This window comes from Streptomyces sp. YKOK-I1 (assembly GCF_054660435.1).
The window spans coordinates 9,516,881-9,532,550 of record NZ_BAAGDR010000001.1 but is presented as its reverse complement, the minus strand read 5'-3'; the positions used below and the strand labels follow the sequence as shown (position 1 = coordinate 9,532,550).

Sequence of the window (15,670 nt, the reverse complement as noted above, 5' to 3'; positions counted from 1 at the left end):
GGCCACCCCTCGGAACGGCTCCACGACCTGTGACGAAACGCTGACGTCCGGCCCGGACCGCGGCCCGTTCCCCGCCGGTCGGCCTAGCGTGCCGGTGTGAACCGCACCCTGCGTCCCGCCGGACCCCGCACCCCGCGCCCCGGCCGGGCCCGAGACCCGCGCCGCGACCTGTACGCCGCCTCAGCCGCAGCCCTGCTGGTGACGGCGGCGGTGCTGGTCGGCCGCCATCTCCAGGACACCCGTCACACGTTGTTCGTCAACTGGCCTCCGCTGCTGGCCTCCTGGGGACCGCACGTCGGCCCGGGCACCCCGGCGGCCGTGATCGTCGCGGTCGCCGCCGTGGCGTACGGACCGGCCCTCGCGGCCCGTCTCCCCTGGCGGGCCCTGCTCCCGGCGGCCTGGGGCACGGCCCTGGCGTGGACGTTCTCCCTGGCGCTGATCGACGGCTGGCAGCGCGGCATCGCCGTGCGCCTCACCACCCGCTACGAATACCTCCAGGTCATCGACCGCTTCCACGACATCCCCGGCACCCTGCGGGACTTCACCCACCACATCCTGCTCCACTCCCCCGACAACTGGCCCGCCCATGTCGCCGGCCACCCCCCGGCGGCCACTCTCACCTTCGTCCTGCTCGACCGGATCGGGCTGCGGGGCGGCGGCTGGGCCGGGATCTGGTGCATCACCGTCGGTGCGACGGCGTGCGTGGCGGTACTGGTCGCCGTGCGCAGCCTGGCCGGTGAGCACCTGGCCCGACGCGCGGCCCCCTTCCTGGTGCTGGCGCCGGCGGCGGTGTGGATGGGCACGTCGGCGGACGCGTACTTCGCGGCGGTGGCGGCCTGGACGGTGGCCCTGCTCGCGCTGGCCGTCACCAGGGGTTCCGCCGTGGCGGCCGGGGCGGCCGGGCTCCTGTCCGGCCTGACCTGCTATCTCTCGTACGGTCTGACACTCGTCGCACCGATCGCCGCGGCCGTGCTGTGGCTCGGGCGGCGCGGTGTGCGGAGGCGGCCGGTGCTGCTGGTCGCGCTGTTCGCCGGAGCGGCCGTCGTCCCGGCGGTGTTCACGCTCGCCGGGTTCGACTGGTGGGAGGCGTACCGGCTGCTGGTCACCCGGTACCGGCAGGGCGCGGGCGGCGTACGGCCGTACGCGTACTGGGTGTGGGCCAATCCGGCCTGCACGGTCCTGATCACGGGTCTGGCCACGGCGGCGGGCCTGCTGCGGTCGGGGGCCGTCCTGCTGGGGCGGCACTCCGCGGACCGCGACAGCGTCCGCCTCGCCCTCCTGGTGACCGCCGCCCTGTTCTCCCTGCTGGTCGCCGACCTCTCCGGCATGAGCAAGGCGGAGACGGAACGCATCTGGCTTCCCTTCGCGATGTGGCTTCTCCCCTCGTGCGCGTTCCTGCCCCGTCCCCGTGCCTGGCTCACCGCCCAGGCCGTGCTCGCGCTCCTCCTCAACCATCTGCTGAGGACCGGCTGGTGACACCTGGGGGCGTCCACGCCCTCGGGTCAGCCGTCGGGACCCGGCTTCACCAGCCCGCTCCGGTACGCCATCACGACGAGCTGGGCGCGGTCACGGGCGTCGAGTTCGGTCATGGCCCGCTGGATGTGGCTGCGGACGGTCAGCGGGCTGAGGACCAGTTCGCCCGCGATCTCGGCGTCGGACCTGCCGTGCGCGGCGAGCGCCATGACCTCGCGTTCGCGCTCGGTGAGCGCGCGGACGGCCGCGGGGAGGTCGCCGTACTCGGGGGCCTCGGGTGTGGCCAGGAAGCGGGTGATCAGGGACCGGGTGGCGGCCGGGGACAGCAGGGCGTCACCGGCGGCGACCGTGCGGATGCCGGCCAGCAGCACCTCCGGGCTGACGCCCTTGCCGAGGAATCCGCTCGCTCCCGCGCGCAGCGCCTTGGCGACGTTCAGGTCCATGAGGATCACATCGGGCCGGTGGATGTCGGCCAGATCGAGGGCCTCCTGTCCGTCGGCCGCCTCCGCGACCACGGCCATGTCCTCGACCGAGTCGATGAGGATACGGAACGTGGCCCGCAGCAGAGCCTGGTCGTCGGTGAGCAGGACACGGATGGTCATGGGGCGCGGCTTTCGTCGGGGCTGTCGAGCGGCAGGGTGCAGAAGACCTCGAAGCCCCCGTCGGGGCGGTGGCCGGCACCGGGCGGTTCCGGCGTACGGCCGGCGGCGGTGGGGTGGGTGACGGTCAGCGTCAGCGACCGGGAGGTGAAGGCGGGCCGGACCCGTGCGGTGCGGGGCGCGGCGTGCTTCGCGACGTTGGTCAGCGCCTCCTGGACGATCCGGTACGCCGTCAGATCGAGGACCGGTGTGAGGTCACGGGCCGGACCCTCGATGGTGACGGTGGGCCTTGTCCGGGTCGTGCCGGGCGAGGTGGGCGGCGGTGCCGGCCTGGGCGTCGGCGAGGGTGAGGTGGTGGGCGACCACGTCGTGCAGTTCCCGGGCGATGCGCATGCGTTCCTGCATCACCCGACGCCGCGCCTCCTCCTCCCGGTGCCGGTCGGCGTGTTAGGCGCGGGCCATGGCGTACTCGCGGGTCCGCCGCGGATCAGCCTTGAGGAGGAGACCGGACCGTGCGCGGGGACGACGGGAAGACCCGCGAGCGGGTGCCGGCCACCGCGGGGCGTCTGCGGCCCCGGCCGTGCTCAGCCGAAGTAGGCCTGCTCGTTGACGTGGAACATGTAGCTGCGCCAGTTCGCCCGGATGTAGGTGAACCGCGCGGGGTCGTAGCTCCACAGCCGGTCCAGCGCGCCGCCGATCAGGTCGTCATTGGCCCGGACGAAGCCCAGGACCGCCTCCGCGACCGGGGCGTACGACCAGTGCCAGCGCTCCTGGCTGATCGCCGGGGAGTCCTGGGCCGACGCGGCCGTGTACGTCTGGAGGAAGCCGTGGCGGGAGGCGTTCGCGCGCAGCCAGGCGTAGTGGGCGGTCTGCGGGCCGCCGTCCGTCCAGTTCTGCGGCGTGGTGTCGAAGAAGTCGGCGTCGGAGCCGAGGTGGTGGCGTGAGACACCCGGCGCGGTCGAGGTGCGGAGTATCTCGATCTGGCGCTCGTCCGGGGTCAGCGACGCCCAGACCGTGCGGTGGGACTCCTTGTCGGGGTCCCACTGCGGGTCCGTGCCCAGCTCGGTGGGGTACGTGGCGCGGGTCTCGTCGGTGATGACGCCGAAGGTGCCGGCGCCGCCCGAACCGGTGCGCAGGAAGTCGTACTTGCGGTCCCATATGGTCCGCTGGGTGGCGGCGGAACGCACCCGGGAGACGAGGACCGAGGCCCGGTCGGTGCCGGTACCGGCCGCGGCGGCGTCCGCCAGGGCGTTGACCTGGGTGTCCAGCTCCGTCGGGATCGTGTCCGGGGCGGTGCCCGTGCCGGTGATCCAGGCCGCGACCGCCGCCGGATCCGCGGCCGCCAGCACGGCGGTGACGGCGCTCTCGCGGGCGTCGATGTCCTGCTGGGAGGAGTACACCCGCGGCGGGGTCTCGTCGCCGAACGCGGACCAGCCGATCCCGGCCGTGCCGACGGCACCGGCGCCGGCCGTGGCCAGCCACAGGAACCTGCGCCGGCTGGGCCTTCTGTGGCGGCCCGGGACCGGATCGCCGTGTGTGTCCTGCATGGTTGCCCTCTCTCGACTCCACGCGGACGCGCCCTGCCTCCTGCCCGCCCCCGAGCTGAGGGCACTCTAGGGGATAGGAACGGAGGTTCCGAGTCCGGATCCCGTCAACCTCCTTGGCGGACGGGGTGGTTGTCCGGGCCAGCGACCATGACGACGGCGTCGCCTATGACGATGGTCATAGGATGGTTCCGTACGGGTTCCGCACCGCCGAGCGAAGGACGGGGGTCAGGGATGGCCGGGTCCGAGCCTGGTCCGCGCGAGCGGATGGTGATCAGCGCGGCCCAGCTGCTGCGGCGCGGCGGGGTCGCCGCCACCGGGATGCGCGAGGTCGCCGCCCATGCCGGGGCACCGCGCGGCTCGCTCCAGCACTACTTCCCCGGCGGCAAGGAACAGCTCGTCAACGAGGCCGTGGGCTGGGCGGGACGGTACGCGGGCAGGCGCGTCGCCCGGCTCCTGGCCGCACTGCCGGAGCCCACTCCGGGCGCCCTGTTCGCCGCGTTGGTGCGCCAGTGGACGGACGAGTACGAGTCCGCCGGCTTCGCCGGGGGCTGTTCGCTGGCCGCCGCCACGGTGGACTGCGCCGAGGCCACCGCGTCCACGAGGGAGGCCACGGCCGTCGCCTTCGCCGCCTGGACCGCGCCGCTGACGGAGGCGCTGACCGGTATGGGCGTACCCCGGGAGCGGTCCGGCTCGCTCGCCACGCTCATGATCAGCGCTCTGGAGGGCGCGATCATCATGGCCCGGGCGGAACAGGACATGCGGGCCCTGACGACCGTGTCCCGGGAACTCGGCCCGCTGCTCGACGCGGCGGTGCGCGAGGCCGGCCGAGCGGCTCCCCGGCGCAGGCGCGCCCCTGACGCCGACGACACCGAGAACTCCGGCGACTCCGGCGACTGCGAGAGGGACGTATGACGGACACACACGACTGGGCGGGCGAGGCGGTCGCGGTACGGCGGTTCCAGGAGCGGCTCGGGCTGCCCGGACTCGTCGACGTGCATGTCCATTTCATGCCCGAGAACGTGCTGCGCAAGGTCTGGGACTACTTCGACGCGCTCGGCCCGCTGACCGGTGGCGTCGAGTGGCCCATCACCTACCGCGCGGAGGAGGCCGAACGCCTCGCCGTGCTCCGGGACTTCGGCGTCCGCGCCTTCACGTCGATGGTCTACCCGCACAAGGGCGAGATGGCACGGTGGCTGAACGGCTGGGCCGCCGACTTCGCCCGGCGCACCCCCGGCTGTCTGCACACCTCGACCCTGTTCCCCGAGCCGGGCGTCGAGTCGTACGTCAGGGAGGCGATCGAGTCGGGCGCGCGCGTGTTCAAGGCCCACGTCCAGGTGGGGGCGTACGACCCGGCGGACGACCTCCTCGACCCCGCCTGGGGACTGCTCGCCGAGGCCGGGGTCCCCATCGTGATCCACTGCGGTTCGGGTCCGGCACCGGGCAAGTACACCGGGCCCGAGCGGGTGGAGCGGGTCCTCGCCCGGCACCCCCGCCTGCGGCTGATCGTCGCGCACATGGGGATGCCCGAGTACGAGGACTTCCTGACCCTCGCGGAGCGGTACCCGGAGGTCAGGCTGGACACCACGATGGCCTTCACCGACTTCGCGGACCGCTTCGCCCCGTTCCCCCCGGTCGCCCTGCCCCGGCTCGCCGACCTCGCCGACCGCGTCCTCCTCGGCAGCGACTTCCCCAACATCCCCTATCCGTACGTCCGTCAGCTGGAGGCGCTGGAGCGTCTGGGGCTCGGCGACGCATGGCTGCGGGGGGTCTGCCACGACAACGGGGCGCGCCTGTTCGGGCTGGGGTGAGCGCGGCGGGTCCACGGCGTTTGATTGCCCCGGCCGGGGATTCCGTGCTACTTCTCCGCCATGACCGCGCTTTCCCCGTTCACCCCCGACGCCGTCGACTGGCGCATCCTCGATGTCCTCCAGCGCGACGGCCGGGCCAGCTTCGCCGACCTCGCACGGGCCGTCTCGATGTCGCCCAGCGCGGTCACCGAGCGGGTGCGCCGGCTGGAGGAGGCGGGGATCATCAGCGGCTACGCGGCCGTCGTGGACCCGGAGAAGGTCGGCCTCACGATCCTGGCGTTCGTACGGCTGCGCTACCCGAACGGCAACTACAAGCCCTTCCACGACCTGGTCGAGGCGATGCCGGAGATCCTGGAGGCCCACCACGTGACCGGAGACGACTGTTTCGTCATCAAGGTCGCGGCCCGCTCCATGCGCCACCTGGAGGAAACCACCGGCCGCATCGGCACCCTGGGCTCTGTCACGACCAGCGTCGTGTACTCGTCCCCCCTGCCCCGACGCCCGGTGGGCCACTGAGACCCACGACGCGGCCGAGGAGAGCGTGCGCCCCGGAACGTCCCGAACGCCTCCAGCACCGCCGCCGGCGCCCGGCGGTGAGGGCGGGAGGACAGCGGGTGGACGGCGAGGAGCGCCGGGGCATGCTCTCGACCACGGGCGTCGGCATCGTGTGTGATGGTGTCGTTCGTCGCCGAACCACCCATCCGGCTACGGCTGCTGCGCGACCGCCGACTCCTGTGCGAGGTGTCGGACTCCAGCACCACCGCGCCCCATCCGCGCCGCGCCCGCACCTGCGACGAGGGGGACCGGGGCCGCCCTCATGCGACGTCCGCGGCGTCCAGCAGGGTGACGACGGTCGGTGTGATCAGGTCGGACAGGGTGTCGGCCTCGACGCCGGCCCGGGCGCTCGCCCCGTCGAAGAGCAGGATGAGCTGACGCGCCAGCAGCTCCGGGTCGCGCGCGCCGCCGCGGACGGCCTCGGTGCGGAAGAAGTCGGTGAGGCCCTGCTTGATCCTCCGGGCCACGCGGCTCGCCGGATGCTCCGGGTCCTTGAGCTCCATCTGCACCGCGAGATACGGGCAGCCCCGGAACTCCGGCGCCTCCGACTGGGCCGTCAGCTCCGCGAAGACGTGCAGGATCCGCTCGCGCGGTGTCCCGGCGCCCTCGCCCTCGCCCTCGGGCAGCAGCCGGGCGGCGTAGGCGGCGGCCCGCCGCTCCAGGCTCGCCGCCAGCAGCGCGTCCTTGCTCTCGAAGAGCTGGTACATCGACCGTTTGGACACCCCCGCGGTGCGGCACAGCGCCTCCACACCGATCCCGACACCCTCGGTGTAGGCGAGCGCGGCCGCCGCGTCCAGCAGGCGCTCACGGGAACCGGGCTTCGCGTCCATGGTCATGGGGAGAGGCTAGCTCCGGGGAGCGCCGGCCCGGAACCGGGGCGGCTCACGGGGCGAGCTGGGCGTAGAGCGACGCCACGTCTCCCGACAGCGCGCCCTTCACCCAGCGGGTGATGTCGTCGGCCAGGACCTCGTGGGCCCCGCTCTCGACGCCGTCGAGGGCGGCCACCGCGATGTCGCGCGGGCTCGACTTGGGGACGTCCAGGCCGGCCGTCAGATCGGTGTCCACATAGCCCATGTGGAGTCCGGTGACACCGATGCCGCGCGGGTGCAGCTCCAGTCGCAGGGCGTTGGTCTGCGCCCAGACGGCGGCCTTGGTGGCGCTGTAGGTACTGCCGTCGGCGAGCCAGGACAGGACGGAGTGGACGTTGAGGACATGGCCGCCGCCGTTGGCCTCGACGACGGGGACGAAGGCGCGGGTGAGCAGGAGCGGACCGTAGAAGTTGATCTCGAATTCGCGGCGGATGTCGTCGAGCGGGGACGTCAGGAAGCGGGCGCCGGTGGACGCGCCCGCGTTGTTGATCAGGACGGTGACGTCCTGCGCCTGTGCGGCGGCCGAGGCGACCGAGTCCGCGTCGGTGACCTCCAGGGCGAGCGGCACGGCGTCGGGGTGGGTGACCGTGCGCGGGTCGCGGGCGGTGGCGTACACCTTGGCGGCGCCGCGCGCGTACAGCTCCTCGACCAGGGCCTTGCCCACGCCTCGGCTGCCGCCGGTGACGAGGACGACGGAGTTCTTGATGGCAGTCATGAGTGTCTCCAGGGAAGGAGGAAACCGATCGGTTTCCGGGCTGTCGGGCACCATCGTAAACCGATCGGTTTCCTCCTTCAACACCCCTGTCCCACGCACCGTCCCGTAAACCGTTGGAGCCCCCGTTTCCCGCGCTCCTATAGTGGCCGCCATGCGCACCGCCTACCCCCGGACACCCCATCTGCCCTGGTCACCCGGTGTCTCCGCCGACGATGTGCGGGCCGCCGGCCTCGAGGGGTTCGCCGGGCGGGAGGTCGTCGTCACCGAGAAGCTCGACGGGGAGAACACCACCCTGTACGCGGACGGACTGCACGCGCGGTCCGTGGATTCCGCGCACCATCCGTCACGGGCGTGGGTCAAGGCGCTCCAGGGGCGCATGGCGGCGCGGATACCGGCGGGCTGGCGGGTGTGCGGCGAGAACCTGTACGCCCGCCACTCCCTGCCGTACGACACCCTGGACGGCTACTTCTACGGCTTCTCCGTCTGGGACGCCCGCGACCGGTGCCTGGGCTGGGACGAGACCGTGCGGTTCCTGCGCGGGCTGGGGGTGCCGGTGCCGCCGGTGCTGTGGCGCGGGGTGTTCGACGAACGGGCGCTGCGGCGGCTGCGGGTGGAGACGGGGCGGCAGGAGGGCTTCGTCGTACGGACGGTGGAGGGCTTCGCACGGGCGGAGTTCGCCGGGCGGGTCGCCAAGTGGGTCCGCTCCGGGCACGTCACGACGGACACGCACTGGATGCACACGGCGGTGACGGCGAACGGACTCGGCCCCACGGCACCGCTGTGGGCCGTACGGTCCGGTGCGGCACCGGACGCGGAGGCGCTGGCCGCGTGTCTCGGCCCGGCCGGCCCCGACGCGAAGACGGGCGCCGACGCGCACGCCGGGCCCGGTGCGGCCCCCGGCTCCGGCGGGCACGCCGACCTGGGTGCGGCCCCCGGCCTCGATGCAGCGCCCCGCGCCGGCGCCGTCCCCGCTTTCGACGCGGTCGCCGCCGCGGAGGTGGCCGCCCGGCTGGACGGGCTCGGTCGTGGCGGGGACGCCCGGCTCGCCGGGGTGCTCGCCGCGCTGCTGCACCGCACACCGCGGGCGAGGCTGCTGAGCGGGGCCGCCGGGGCGCTGGGGATGCCGCTCGCGCGGCGGGTCGCCGATCTGGTGGGGCTGCACGGCGGGCTGCACCGGCCCTACCCGGACGGGGAGCGGCGGGCGGGGCTCGTGCGGATGTCGTTCGCGGCCGATCTCGGGGTGCTGCACGCCCTCGCGGGGGCGGTCGCCGGGGACGACGAGGCGCGCGAACAGGTGGAGTGGTCCGCGCTGCACGCGCAGGAGGCCGCGCTGTTCGGCGAGGCGCCGCTCGGCGCGCTGCGGGCCGGGCTGCGCGAGGCGCTGGAGCGCGACGGGATCGGCGGCGCGGCGGCGGACCGCTGCTGGGCGGAGACACGGGAGGCGTACGCGCGGGGGCGGGTCCGCACGGTGGCGGAGGCCGTCGCGGCGACCTGGCGGTGGCGGGGCGGGGAGTCGCCCCGGCTGGTGCAGCTCGTGGGGCCGTCCGGGAGCGGGAAGAGCGCCTTCGCGGCGCGGCTGGAGGGCGTCTCGGCGTACGTCTCGCTGGACGGTCTGCGGGAGGCGCGCGGCGCGCGGGCGGACCAGAAGGCCAACGGGGAGGTGCTGCGGGAGGGCCTGGACCGGCTGGAGCGGGCGCTCTCGGCCGGCGCGGGCCGGGTGGTGGTCTGGGACGCCACCTCGCTCAACCCGCACCAGCGGTCCCTGGTGCACGCCGTGGCCCGCCGCCGCGACGCGCTGGTCACCCATGCCGTGCTGGTCACGGCCGAGGACGAGCTCGTACGCCGCAACGCAGGGCGTGCGCATCCGGTGCCGGCCGACGTGCTGGCGGGGCAGCTGCGCCGGTTCGTGCCGCCGTACCCCGGCCAGGCGCACCGGACCTGGTACGTCGGCGCGGACGGGACCGTGCAGGACCGTGACGGCACACTGGAGGGGGAGGACGCCTGATGCGTACCAGCGAGGAGATCTACCACCGGGTCCGCTGGGATCCGCGGTTCGACCCCGCGCGGTTCGTGCTCGGCATCAACCAGCGCCATGCCGCGCCGAAGCGGGTACCGCTGCCGGCGTTCGTGCCGGGCGGCGAGATCCCCTGGCACCGGGTGCTGTTCGTGGAGGCGGACGGCGAGCTGGTGTGGGACCGCGCCACCGGGGTGGACCGCGTCGACGCGTCCGGTGCGGGCCGGGTGCGCGAGGCGCGGCTGCTGCGGGCGCCCTTCTTCACCGCGCGCACCCCGCATGCCTGGGACGCGGCGGCCGGACGATGGCGGCCCGCGCCGCCGTCCCCGCCGCCGGTGCCCTCGGTGCCGGACGCGGGGCGCGACCGGGTGGGGATCCTGACCTGGAACACGCTCTGGGACCGCTACGACAGCCACCGCATCGACACCGCCCGGCGCCGCCCGCTGCTGCTCGAGGCGCTGGCGGGCTCCGACGCGGACGTCATCGCCCTCCAGGAGGTCGAGGCGGAGCTGCTGACCATGCTGCTGGACGCGGAGTGGACACGGGCGGGTTACACCCTCGCCGGCGACCCCTACGGCAAGGACGTCGACGACTGCGGGCTGTTCCTGCTCAGCCGGCTGCCCGTGCGGGAGGGGGCCGTGCACGTCCTCGGGCATCACAAGGCCGTCACCGCGCTCGTCGTGGACACCGCGTCGGGACCGCTGACCGTGGCCGCCACCCATCTGACCAGCGACCACTCCGAGGACGGACCGGACCGGCGCGCCGTCGAACTGACCCGGCTCGCCGAGGGTCTGTCGGGTGTGCCGGGCGGTCTGGTCCTGGTCGGCGACTTCAACGACGGCGGGCCGGGCCCGGCGCGCACCCTCGGGATGCTCGACGCCTGGACCGAGGCCCACGGACCGGGCGACGACTCCCCCACCTTCGACCCCGGTGTGAACCCGCTGGCCGCCGTCTCCTCGCTCAGCGGCCGGGCCTCCCGTCTCGACCGGGTCTTCGTCCGCGCCGCCGACGGCCCGCGCGTGACCGGCGCCGCGCTGCTCGGCGACACGCCCACCCCGCAGGGGCTGTACGTCTCCGACCACTACGGGGTCGCCGCCGAGCTGTACTGCGGCACCGGGGCGCCCGTCGACGTGCTCGACCTCGCCCCGACGCCCCGTACGGCGCTCGCCTGGATTCCGCCGCGTGAGCTGTGGCCCGCGATCCAGGACGTGCGCCGGGACCACGATGTGCAGATCCGGCGCTGGCCGCCGCATGTCAACGTGCTGTTCGGCTTCGTCCCCGAGGCGGAGTTCGAGCGGGCGGCGCCGCTGCTCGCCACGGCCGCCGCACAGGTCCAGGCGTTCACGGCCCGGCTCGACGGGCTGCACACCTTCGGGCACCGGCACGGGGCCACGGTGTGGCTGGACCCCGCCGCGGCCGGCGAGACGCCGTGGGCGGAGCTGTGGCAGGCCCTCGTACGGCGCTTCCCGCGCTGCCGGGGGCACCAGGAGGGCTTCACCCCGCATCTGAGCCTCGGCCGGACCGCTGATCCGCACGCGGTCGAGGTCGACTGCGCGGCCCGGCTCTCCCCCATGACCGTGCGGGTCGGAGAACTGGTCCTGCTCTCCCGGCGCGGAGACGAACCGATGCGGCCGCGGGCCACGGTCGCCCTCGGCACCGGCGAGGTGCGCCGGCTGCCCGAACCCGCCGTCGGCCGCCCCGACCGGGACTGGGCGGACTGGGCCGGACCCGCCGCCGGGCAGGACGTCCTGCCCGACGCGGACGGGGCGGCGGCCGAGCTCGTCGTACGGCGCCTGACGGACGCGTTCCCCGAGGGCGCGGTCGAGGTGGCCGGGTCCCGGCGCATGGGTTGCGCGCTCGCGGGCGCCGACCTCGACGTGGTGGCCGTGCTGCCGGGGACGGTCGACCTCACGGCCGTACGGGAACGGGTCGCGGCGGCCCTGCCGGACGCGGTGCGGCTGCGTGAGGTCGTCGGCGCGCGGGTGCCGGGGCTGCGGTGGCATGCCGAAGGGCTCGACGTGGACCTGGTGGTCGTGGGCGCGGGGCCGGTGCCGCCCGAGGACGCGGTGGCGCGCCGGGCCGAGCTGGGCGAGGCCGCGGCGGTCGCGCTGAGCGCGGTGTCCGACGCCGACGCGATCCTGGCGGCGGTGAGCGTGGACGGTGGGCCGGGGTTCGCGTCGCTGGCGCGCGTCGTGAAGGCGTGGGCGCGGGCGCGCGGGCTGGACTCCGCACCGTTCGGCGGGCTGCCCGGGGTGGCGTGGGCGGTGCTCGCGGCCCGTACGGTCCGGGAGGCGCCGGTCGGCACGGACGAGGGCGCGCTGCTGCGGCGGTTCTTCGGCACCTGGGCCGCGTGGGACTGGCGGAAGCCCGTCGTCCTCAGCGGGCAGGACCCGGGGGCCGGGGGCGGCGCCGCCCTGACGGTGCTGACCCCCGGCGCGCCCGTGCGCTCCTGCACCGGGCAGGTCGGGGCCGGGATGCGGGATCTGCTGAGCCAGGAGTTGTACCGGGCCTGGGACGTCGTGGAGACCGCGGCCGGGTCCGGGACGGATCCCCGGCCGGTGCTGCTGTCCCCGCCGCCCCTGCACCGGCGCCACGCGTCCTGGGCGGTGGTGACGGTCCGGGCCCGTCGCCCGGAGGACTTCGACGAGCTGAACGGGCGGGTACGGGGGCGGATGCGGGCGCTGCTCGCGGCGCTGGAGGAGTCGGGCGTGGCGGAGGCCCACGCCTGGCCGCGGACGCTGCTCGCCGAGCCGGCGGCCGCGCGGTACGCGATCGGGCTGGGGCGCACCGCACCGCGTGCCGGTGAGCGGCTCGCGAGCGTCGCCGACCGCTGGCTCACGGGTCTGCCCGGGGTCGAGTGGGAGTGCGTCGAGGGCGGGGCGGTGCCCACGCTGAACTGATCCCCATACGCACATTTGTGCGGTAAGTCCATGAATGTCCCCAAGGCGGATTTTCGCCAGTATGGTGGCGGGCGAATCCACGGCAGCCGGCACGACACCGGGCTGCCGCATGCCGTCAGGGGGGCAGAGTCATCCGGGTGCTCGCGGAGAGATACGAACTGGTCGAGGCCGTGGGGCGCGGTGGCATGGGGGAGGTCTGGCGCGCCACGGACCGGGAGCTCGGCCGTACGGTGGCGGTCAAGGTCCTGCCGCCGGACCTCACCCGCCACGAGGAGTTCCGCGTCCGGTTCCGCCGGGAGGCGCGCACGGTCGCCTCGCTCAACCACCGCAACGTCGCCGTGCTGCACGACGTCGGCGAGGACACCACGGACGGCGAGACGACGCCGTTCCTGGTCATGGAGTTCATCGAGGGGCGCACGCTGACCGACGCGCTCATCGAGGGGCCGTTCACGGTCGAACGGGCCCTGGCCGTCGGCAGGGACGTCGCCGACGCCCTCGCCCACAGCCATGGCCAGGGCCTCATCCACCGGGACATCAAGCCCTCCAACGTCATGCTGACGTCCGGGGGCGACATCAAGGTCCTGGACTTCGGGATCGCCAAGGTCGTCGCGGAGACCACCACCCGCCTCACCGCCACGGGCATGACGGTCGGCACCCCCGCCTATCTCTCGCCCGAACAGCTCACGGGGCGGGCGGTGGACGGCCGCTCCGACCAGTACTCCACCGGCTGCCTGCTCTACGAACTGCTGACCGGACGCCCGCCGTTCGTCGGCGACTCCCCGTTCGCGGTGATGCACCAGCACATCAGCCAGGAGCCGCTCGTCCCGTCGCGGCTGCGCCCGCAGATCCCGGCCGCCGTCGACGCGCTCGTGCTGCGGACCCTGGCGAAGGACCGCGAGGAGCGGCTCGGCAGCGCGGCGGAGCTCCGGGAGGCGCTGGCCGAGACCCTCGCCTCGCTGAGCGCGCCGGTGACGGCGCCGGCCCGGCACCCCGCCGCCTCGGCCCCGCTCGCACCGACCGCGCCGCCCGCCCCCACCGTCCCGCCCGCCCGCACGGCCCCCGATCCCCCGGCGGGACCGGGGCACACGACGCTGGCCGAGCAGGAGACCCGGACCGCGCCCACGCCGCCGAGGCCGTTCGGCCCGCCACCGGGTGAGCCGCCCGCCCCGGACGCCTCCGACGGCACCTCGTCCCCCGTGCGCCGCTTCTCCTTCGGCGCCGGACGGCTCGTCGCCCTGCTGGGCCTCGTCGCCTCCGGTGTCGTCACCCTCGGCTACCAGGATCTGTACGACGACTCCCTCGAACCGCTGATCGGCGTGTGGGCGGCAACCGCCGTGCTCGGACTCGCCCTGTTCCGCTGGTTCCCGCTCACCTCGACCTGCCTGTGGTGGGGCGCCGGGGCCCTGGCCGTCGCGAGCGTCACGGCGGGCGGGGTGAACCAGGACGCCGACTACTCCTCCGGGTACGGCTCGCTCTACTCCTACGACTCCTACAGCAGCGAGTACTACAGCGCGTCCTTCGACGGCATCGACCGCGTCGAGGTCTTCGCCGCGCCGCTGCTCGCCCTCGCCGTGCTCTGTCTGGTCCGCGCCCTGCTCCCCCGCAGCCCCTCACCGCTCGCGGCGGCCTGCGCGCTGACCCTGGGCGGTACCGGGGTCGGCTGGCTGGCCTTCGACGACGAGGGCCAGACCGGGGTGTTCTCGGTCGCCTGGGGCCTGATCGTGATCGCGGCGGTCCTCCTGGAGCTCCGCGCCCGCCGCACCACCCCGCCCCGCGCCCGCCGCCGGCTGCGGTTCGTGACGGCCGACTGAACGAACGACGATCGAAGGAGCCAGGGTGACCCCTCGTACGGATCTCGCCGACTCGGTCGAGTCGATGGAGCAACTCGCCACCGTCTGGCGGGCCATGGTCCTCGACCGTGACGCCGGAGCGGACGTCAGGGACCTGCCGGGGATCGCCGTCCGCTGGGCCGACTGCCGCTTCGCCTTCTGGAACTGCGTCACGCTCACCGAGGTGGGGGCGGACGCGGGCCTGGCGCGACGGCGCCTGGCGGAGGCCGCGGACATCATGCGGGCGAAGCGGCACCCCGGTTTCCTGTGGGTCTTCGAGAACCTCCTCGACGACGAGGCACGCGCTGTTCTCCCGGAGGCGGCCGAACGGGCGGGCCTCGCCTACGCCTTCCCCGGCACCGGCATGGCCGGGGACCTGCTCCCGCTCCCCGAACCCGCCCACCCCGAGCTCACGTTCGTCCGCGTGAGCACCAACGAACAGCTGTGCGCCTACGCCGACCTCAACTCGCGGGCCTACGGCTTCCCCCTGGCCGACGGGCGCGACGGACTGGCCGGCTCCACGCTCTGGAAACGGGAGGTGCAGGCCTGGCTCGGTCTGCGGGACGCGGCCCCGGTGACCTGCGCCGCGACCGTCGAGGCCGACGGCCGGCTGTTCGTCGTCCTGGTCGCCACGGACCCGCGGTGGGAACGCCGGGGCTACGGCGAGGCCGTGACCCGCAAGGCCCTGTTCGAAGGCGCCCGGGCCACCGGGCTGACCCGGGCCACCCTGCACGCGACCGCGGCCGGTGCACCCGTCTACCCCCGCATCGGCTTCGCACCGAACTCGCCCCTGCGCTTCTACGGCCTCCGCTAGCCGCCCGTCCCGTCCCGGCGGCGGGCCGGTCCCGCGTACGCGACCGCGAGGGCGACCGACAGGGCGACGATCCCGGCCGGCGCCACGGCGAGCGTCGGCCAGGATGCGCCGCCCTCCCCCGCCATGGCCGCCATCAGCGCCGCCGTGGTCGCCGCGGTGAACAGCCCGCAGGCGAGGAGCACCGCGACGACCTGCCGGCCCCGGCCGGGGCCTGCGGGACGCGGGTCCGCGCGCAGCTCCGCCCAGTCGAGCGCGGTCTGCCGTGCCTCGCGCCGCCGCTGGACGACCGCACGGCCCCGCAGGACCGCCGTGACGGCCGCTCCGGTGACCGCCGCCGCGACGGGCGCCCACCAGGCCTCCGCCAGGAACAGCAGCAGGGCGATGATCCCGGTGGTGCTCCAGCCGCTCAGACAGGCGGCCGCGGCGGTGCGGCGGGAGTCGGGGCGGTCGGCTCCGGCCCGCAGGTCGACGAGGGCCGGCAGGTACCAGACACAGCCGGACACGGTCACCATCGCGGCGCCGAGAGCGGCGACGGGCTGGACCACTG

The 15,670-nt window shown here is 74.7% G+C and carries 13 protein-coding genes and 1 pseudogene; 8 read left to right on the top strand and 6 right to left on the bottom strand.

Annotated elements, in window-relative coordinates:
* Positions 1-96: 96 nt before the first annotated feature.
* Positions 97-1,476, top strand: a complete 1,380-nt coding sequence (locus ACYQ8Q_RS42400; RefSeq protein ID WP_460072458.1) for a hypothetical protein — start codon at positions 97-99, stop codon at positions 1,474-1,476.
* Positions 1,477-1,502: 26 nt separating this feature from the next.
* Here ACYQ8Q_RS42400 and ACYQ8Q_RS42395 read toward each other — a convergent pair whose 3' ends face one another.
* From ACYQ8Q_RS42395 to ACYQ8Q_RS42385, 3 genes and pseudogenes are all read right to left on the bottom strand, one after another.
* Entirely contained in the window at positions 1,503-2,075 is a 573-nt protein-coding gene (locus ACYQ8Q_RS42395) for a response regulator transcription factor (protein WP_460072456.1), read from the bottom strand.
* A pseudogene (locus ACYQ8Q_RS42390) lies at positions 2,072-2,519 on the bottom strand (sensor histidine kinase); the annotation flags it as partial. The gene ACYQ8Q_RS42395 and the pseudogene ACYQ8Q_RS42390, both read right to left, overlap by 4 nt.
* 137 nt (positions 2,520-2,656) lie before the next feature.
* Positions 2,657-3,619, bottom strand: coding sequence for a D-alanyl-D-alanine carboxypeptidase family protein (locus ACYQ8Q_RS42385; RefSeq protein ID WP_460072455.1), 963 nt, complete (start codon positions 3,617-3,619; stop codon positions 2,657-2,659).
* 231 nt (positions 3,620-3,850) lie between these two features.
* Here ACYQ8Q_RS42385 and ACYQ8Q_RS42380 point away from each other — a divergent pair, with 231 nt between their 5' ends.
* From ACYQ8Q_RS42380 to ACYQ8Q_RS42370, 3 genes are read left to right on the top strand one after another with little or no spacing between them, the layout of a single operon-like run.
* Positions 3,851-4,531 carry a TetR/AcrR family transcriptional regulator gene (locus ACYQ8Q_RS42380; RefSeq protein ID WP_460072453.1) on the top strand — a complete coding sequence of 227 codons (681 nt, stop codon included), beginning with the start codon at positions 3,851-3,853 and terminating at the stop codon, positions 4,529-4,531.
* Positions 4,528-5,427, top strand: coding sequence for an amidohydrolase family protein (locus ACYQ8Q_RS42375; RefSeq protein WP_460072452.1), 900 nt, complete (start codon positions 4,528-4,530; stop codon positions 5,425-5,427). Before ACYQ8Q_RS42380 ends, ACYQ8Q_RS42375 begins: the two co-directional genes overlap by 4 nt.
* A gap of 60 nt (positions 5,428-5,487) precedes the next feature.
* On the top strand, positions 5,488-5,943 hold the full coding sequence (locus ACYQ8Q_RS42370) for an Lrp/AsnC family transcriptional regulator (protein ID WP_460072450.1): 456 nt from the start codon (positions 5,488-5,490) through the stop codon (positions 5,941-5,943).
* 299 nt (positions 5,944-6,242) lie between these two features.
* Here ACYQ8Q_RS42370 and ACYQ8Q_RS42365 read toward each other — a convergent pair whose 3' ends face one another.
* Together ACYQ8Q_RS42365 and ACYQ8Q_RS42360 are read right to left on the bottom strand one after the other, a co-directional pair.
* Positions 6,243-6,818, bottom strand: a complete 576-nt coding sequence (locus tag ACYQ8Q_RS42365) for a TetR/AcrR family transcriptional regulator (RefSeq protein ID WP_460072448.1) — start codon at positions 6,816-6,818, stop codon at positions 6,243-6,245.
* 46 nt (positions 6,819-6,864) lie between these two features.
* The gene (locus ACYQ8Q_RS42360; protein ID WP_460072446.1) at positions 6,865-7,566 is read right to left on the bottom strand and encodes an SDR family oxidoreductase; all 702 of its coding nucleotides are present in this window, start codon (positions 7,564-7,566) and stop codon (positions 6,865-6,867) included.
* Between the two features lie 151 nt (positions 7,567-7,717).
* Between ACYQ8Q_RS42360 and ACYQ8Q_RS42355 the strand changes: the two genes are divergently transcribed.
* From ACYQ8Q_RS42355 to ACYQ8Q_RS42340, 4 genes are all read left to right on the top strand, one after another.
* Positions 7,718-9,571 carry an RNA ligase family protein gene (locus ACYQ8Q_RS42355; protein WP_460072444.1) on the top strand — a complete coding sequence of 618 codons (1,854 nt, stop codon included), beginning with the start codon at positions 7,718-7,720 and terminating at the stop codon, positions 9,569-9,571.
* Positions 9,571-12,480 (top strand): poly(A) polymerase, encoded by a 2,910-nt coding sequence (locus ACYQ8Q_RS42350; protein ID WP_460072442.1) that lies wholly within the window; start codon positions 9,571-9,573, stop codon positions 12,478-12,480. Before ACYQ8Q_RS42355 ends, ACYQ8Q_RS42350 begins: the two co-directional genes overlap by 1 nt.
* Before the next feature lie 137 nt (positions 12,481-12,617).
* Positions 12,618-14,291, top strand: coding sequence for a serine/threonine-protein kinase (locus tag ACYQ8Q_RS42345; protein ID WP_460072440.1), 1,674 nt, complete (start codon positions 12,618-12,620; stop codon positions 14,289-14,291).
* Between the two features lie 64 nt (positions 14,292-14,355).
* Entirely contained in the window at positions 14,356-15,123 is a 768-nt protein-coding gene (locus ACYQ8Q_RS42340) for a GNAT family N-acetyltransferase (protein ID WP_460073728.1), read from the top strand.
* Here the strand turns inward: ACYQ8Q_RS42340 and ACYQ8Q_RS42335 are convergent.
* On the bottom strand, positions 15,120-15,668 hold the full coding sequence (locus ACYQ8Q_RS42335; RefSeq protein ID WP_460072439.1) for a hypothetical protein: 549 nt from the start codon (positions 15,666-15,668) through the stop codon (positions 15,120-15,122). The genes ACYQ8Q_RS42340 and ACYQ8Q_RS42335 overlap by 4 nt on opposite strands.
* Positions 15,669-15,670: the final 2 nt, after the last annotated feature.